The following is a 3,558-nucleotide window of genomic DNA, read 5'->3' on the forward strand; positions in this document are numbered from 1 at the left end:
CGCGACGACTCCTGACCTGCTGAAGGACACGTGACGGCGAGGGACCCGCGGGTGCCGGTCTACGGCGTCGGGCATGCTGCCCGACTCCGAGGCTGGCGGCCCGCGGACCTCGCCGTCTTCCGTGAGTGGCTGCGGCCCCACCACGAGTGGCACGACGGGGACGGGCCGTACTTGCTTCGCGGCGAGCGGGAAGCAGGCGCCTGACCTTCGACAGGCCCGTGCCGGCCGCCGGTGCTGTACTGGCCCCGTGGACGACGTGAGGCGGGGACGTGTCGAGGTCATCAGCGGGCCCATGTTCGCGGGCAAGACCGAGGAGCTGCTGCGGCGTGTTCGTCGGGCTCAGATCGCGGGACGTCGCGTCGAGGTCGTGCACCACGAGCTCGACGACCGGCGCGGCCAGGGCATCGTCAGCTCGCACTCCGGTCTGGACGTCCCGTCGCGTCCTGCGTCGTCGGCGCCCGAGATCCTTGACCGTGTCGACCCGTCGATCGAGCTCGTGGCGGTCGACGAGGCCCAGTTCTTCGGACCGGAGCTCCTCGACGTCGTGCAGCGTGGCGCTGACAGCGGCCTCGTGATGATCGTCGCGGGTCTCGACGTCACGTTCGACGGCCGGCCGTTCGAGCCCATCCCGGCCCTGGGGGCGCTCGCCGAGCGCGCCGACAGGCTCACGGCCGTCTGCACCGTCTGCGGGGAGGACGCCCCCTTCCACGAGCGCGTCGTGGCCACCGCGGACGGGGACGCCCTGACCGCGGGCGCGGAGCACGTCGGCGGACTCGAGACCTACCAGGCGCGGTGCCGCATCCACTTCACGGCGGCCCGCTGGCGTGCCGCTGCGCCGGGGGCCGCAGTCGTGGACGACCCGACGGTCAGGAACCGATGAGCGGGACGAAGCTGTAGGTGCCGTGCCGGCTCGTCACGGTGCCCGTCAGGTGCTGCTCGACCAGCACCAGCACGTGCTGCACGGGGATCACGAGGCGCCCGCCGATCGCGACCTGGTCGACCAGCTCCTGCGGCAGGACCTGCGCTGCCGCCGACACGAGGATGCGGTCGTAGCCGCCCATCGTGGGACGTCCCAGGACTCCCGGCTCCGCGACCTCGATCCGCGCCCAGGACATGGGGTAGCTCGCGAGGTTGGACGCCCCCCACTCCGCGAGGTCCGGGTCGATCTCGACCCCGACGACGCTGCCGGCCGGTCCGACGAGGTGGGCCAGCAGCGCGGTCGTCCACCCCGAGCCCGACCCGACGTCCAGGACGCGCGCCCCGCGCGGCACCTGGAGGAGGCGGAGCGTGTCGGCGACCGTCCGTGGCTGCGAGTTGGTCTGGCCGTGGCCGATCGGCAGCGGCCGGTCGTCGCGCGCGTAGGGCCGCTGGTTGCGGGGCAGGAAGCGACGTCGGTCGATCGCCGACATCGCTGCCGCGACGTCGCGCGCGGTGGTCGCTTGAGCCCTGTGACCGTTCGGCACGTCGGATCGCCTCCTCGGGACCTGCTTCCAGGGTAGGACGACGCGGCGGTCGACGGGCGGGACCTCGCGCCCGGCAGGAGGGTAGGGTCCCGCACATGACCGGATCGGCAGGAGCTGAGGGCCCACCGTCGCGGAGGAGACCGGGGGTGACCGGTCGGGTGCTCGCCGGGGCTCTCGTGTGCGCGGTCGGCACCGGGATGCTCGTCGCGTGCGGCGCAGGCACGCCCGAACGGCAGCGGGTCGAGTGGATCCTGGTGTCCGAGGAGGGCACGTCGCTCGACCTGGGGGTCTACGCCGGTGGGAGCACCTGCACCGACGACGACGGCATCGAGGTCGAGGAGGGCGCGGAGAGCGTCGAGGTCCGGGCGTTCGTGCTCCGCACCACGGGCACGTGCAGCGAGGACTTCGGGGTGCGGCTCGTGACGGTCGAGCTCGAGGAGCCGCTCGGTGAGCGTTCGCTCGTCGGCTGTGCCGGGGACGCCGTGCCCGTGAAGGCCTGGGACCACCCGGACGAGTCCGGCTGTGGTGACCCCGAGCCGGGCCTGGTGCCAGGGGCGTCCGACGTTCCGGTCGGCTGACCTGCACCGACGTGGTGCGCGAGGCGGGACTCGAACCCGCACGTCCGAAGACACCAGGACCTAAACCTGGCGCGGCTGCCAATTACGCCACTCGCGCGCCCGCACAGTCTACGGGCGCGCGAGGGGTGCGTCGTTCGTGGGCTCGCCGGGTGCGGCGCGGTCTGCGCCCGGGGCGCTCGGCGCCCTGCGCCGAGCCCCCGCCCACCGACGGGCGGCCTACTTCTTGGGGTCGATCCCCAGGTCACGGCGCAGCTTGGCGACGTGGCCCGTGGCCTTGACGTTGTACTGTGCGAGCGCGACCTTGCCCTCGGGGTCGACGACGACCGTCGAGCGGATCACGCCCGTCACGGTCTTGCCGTAGAGCTTCTTCTCGCCCCAGGCGCCGTAGGCCTCGAGCGTCGCCTTGGACTCGTCGGACGCGAGGGGGAACGTCAGCAGCTCCTCCTCGGCGAACTTCACGAGCTTGGGCAGCGGGTCCGGCGAGATGCCGACGACCTTGTAGCCCGCCCCCTGGAGCGAGGCGAGCGAGTCGCGGAAGTCGCACGCCTCCTTGGTGCAGCCCGGCGTCGACGCGGCCGGGTAGAAGTAGACGATCACGGAGCTGCCGCGCAGCTCGGAGAGCGTCACGGAGCCGCCGTCGGCGGTCGGGAGGGTGAAGTCGGGGGCGTCGTCTCCGACGGCAAGGCGCGTGCTCATGGGACTCCTCGGGAAGCGTTCACGGTTCCCTCCGAGCCTAGAGGACACGGGTAGCGTGGGGGTCGTGAGCAAGACGACCCCGAGCACGAACGACACCCCGACCCCCGCCCCCCGGAAGGCCGCCTCCGCGAGCCGCGCGACGCCGTCGGCCACCGCGCCCGAGCGACTCCCGCTGCGCATGCTGCACGACCGTCTCCTCGTCCTGCCCGAGGTCGACGCGTCCGAGCGGCAGTCGTCCGCGGGGCTCGTGATCCCGGCCACCGCCGTGGGGCCCAAGCGCCTCGCGTGGGCGCAGGTCGTCGCGACGGGCGAGAACGTCCGGCACGTGAGCCGCGGGGACCGCGTGCTGTTCGACCCCGAGGAGCGCGCCGAGGTCGAGCTGGGCGGCAAGAGCTACGTGCTGCTGCGCGAGAAGGACGTCAGTGCCGTCTCGCAGCCCGAGGAGAGCGACGGCAAGACCGGCCTGTACCTGTAGGTCCGCCGGCGAGAAGAGGCCGGGCGAACCGTGTGCGCAGGCGGTTGTCGCGCAGGTCACAGGCCCGCCCGGCCTCCTGATTTGTCTCTACCGGGCCTGTTCAGTAGTGTTTCTTCTCGCGCGCCATTAGCTCAATTGGCAGAGCAGCTGACTCTTAATCAGCGGGTTCATGGTTCGAGTCCATGATGGCGCACCACGATCACGGTCCCGGAGACAGGGCCGTCGTGACGTTCGACCAGCAGCACCGCACCACCCAGCAGTACCAGCGCGCCATTAGCTCAATTGGCAGAGCAGCTGACTCTTAATCAGCGGGTTCGGGGTTCAAGTCCCTGATGGCGCACCACAC

At 71.8% G+C, this 3,558-nt stretch carries 5 protein-coding genes and 3 tRNA genes; 5 read left to right on the forward strand and 3 right to left on the reverse strand.

From position 1 onward, the window contains the following. The first annotated feature begins 247 nt into the window (after positions 1 to 247). Positions 248 to 880 carry a thymidine kinase gene (locus ACFWFR_RS18510; protein ID WP_377624064.1) on the forward strand — a complete coding sequence of 211 codons (633 nt, stop codon included), beginning with the start codon at positions 248 to 250 and terminating at the stop codon, positions 878 to 880. Here ACFWFR_RS18510 and ACFWFR_RS18515 read toward each other — a convergent pair. Continuing rightward, positions 867 to 1,409 carry a protein-L-isoaspartate O-methyltransferase gene (locus ACFWFR_RS18515; protein WP_377616079.1) on the reverse strand — a complete coding sequence of 181 codons (543 nt, stop codon included), beginning with the start codon at positions 1,407 to 1,409 and terminating at the stop codon, positions 867 to 869. The two genes, ACFWFR_RS18510 and ACFWFR_RS18515, sit on opposite strands and share 14 nt — an antisense overlap. 200 nt (positions 1,410 to 1,609) lie before the next feature. Here ACFWFR_RS18515 and ACFWFR_RS18520 point away from each other — a divergent pair, with 200 nt between their 5' ends. Further along, the gene (locus tag ACFWFR_RS18520; protein WP_377615889.1) at positions 1,610 to 2,041 is read left to right on the forward strand and encodes a hypothetical protein; all 432 of its coding nucleotides are present in this window, start codon (positions 1,610 to 1,612) and stop codon (positions 2,039 to 2,041) included. 12 nt (positions 2,042 to 2,053) lie between these two features. On the opposite strand, the gene ACFWFR_RS18525 is transcribed toward ACFWFR_RS18520, so the two are convergent. Together ACFWFR_RS18525 and bcp are read right to left on the reverse strand one after the other, a co-directional pair. Beyond that, a tRNA-Leu gene (locus ACFWFR_RS18525) sits at positions 2,054 to 2,138 on the reverse strand. A gap of 119 nt (positions 2,139 to 2,257) precedes the next feature. Continuing rightward, positions 2,258 to 2,737, reverse strand: coding sequence for a thioredoxin-dependent thiol peroxidase (gene bcp, locus ACFWFR_RS18530; protein ID WP_377615888.1), 480 nt, complete (start codon positions 2,735 to 2,737; stop codon positions 2,258 to 2,260). Between the two features lie 178 nt (positions 2,738 to 2,915). Between bcp and ACFWFR_RS18535 the strand changes: the two genes are divergently transcribed. The 3 genes from ACFWFR_RS18535 (at position 2,916) to ACFWFR_RS18545 (ending at position 3,555) form a co-directional block, all read left to right on the forward strand. Beyond that, positions 2,916 to 3,212, forward strand: coding sequence for a co-chaperone GroES (locus ACFWFR_RS18535; protein ID WP_191803243.1), 297 nt, complete (start codon positions 2,916 to 2,918; stop codon positions 3,210 to 3,212). 120 nt (positions 3,213 to 3,332) lie between these two features. Beyond that, a tRNA-Lys gene (locus ACFWFR_RS18540) sits at positions 3,333 to 3,408 on the forward strand. Between the two features lie 71 nt (positions 3,409 to 3,479). Beyond that, positions 3,480 to 3,555, forward strand: a tRNA-Lys gene (locus ACFWFR_RS18545). Positions 3,556 to 3,558 lie beyond the last annotated feature (3 nt).

The sequence above is a fragment of the Oerskovia sp. NPDC060287 genome, assembly GCF_042726775.1.
GTDB classification, from domain to species: domain Bacteria; phylum Actinomycetota; class Actinomycetes; order Actinomycetales; family Cellulomonadaceae; genus Oerskovia; species Oerskovia merdavium.

Coding starts and splice junctions, on each gene's coding strand:
- ACFWFR_RS18515 (WP_377616079.1), bottom strand. CDS start 1,409: ATGTCGGCGATCGACCGACGTCGCTTCCTGCCCCGCAACCAGCGGCCC.
- bcp (WP_377615888.1), bottom strand. CDS start 2,737: ATGAGCACGCGCCTTGCCGTCGGAGACGACGCCCCCGACTTCACCCTC.
- ACFWFR_RS18535 (WP_191803243.1), top strand. CDS start 2,916: ATGCTGCACGACCGTCTCCTCGTCCTGCCCGAGGTCGACGCGTCCGAG.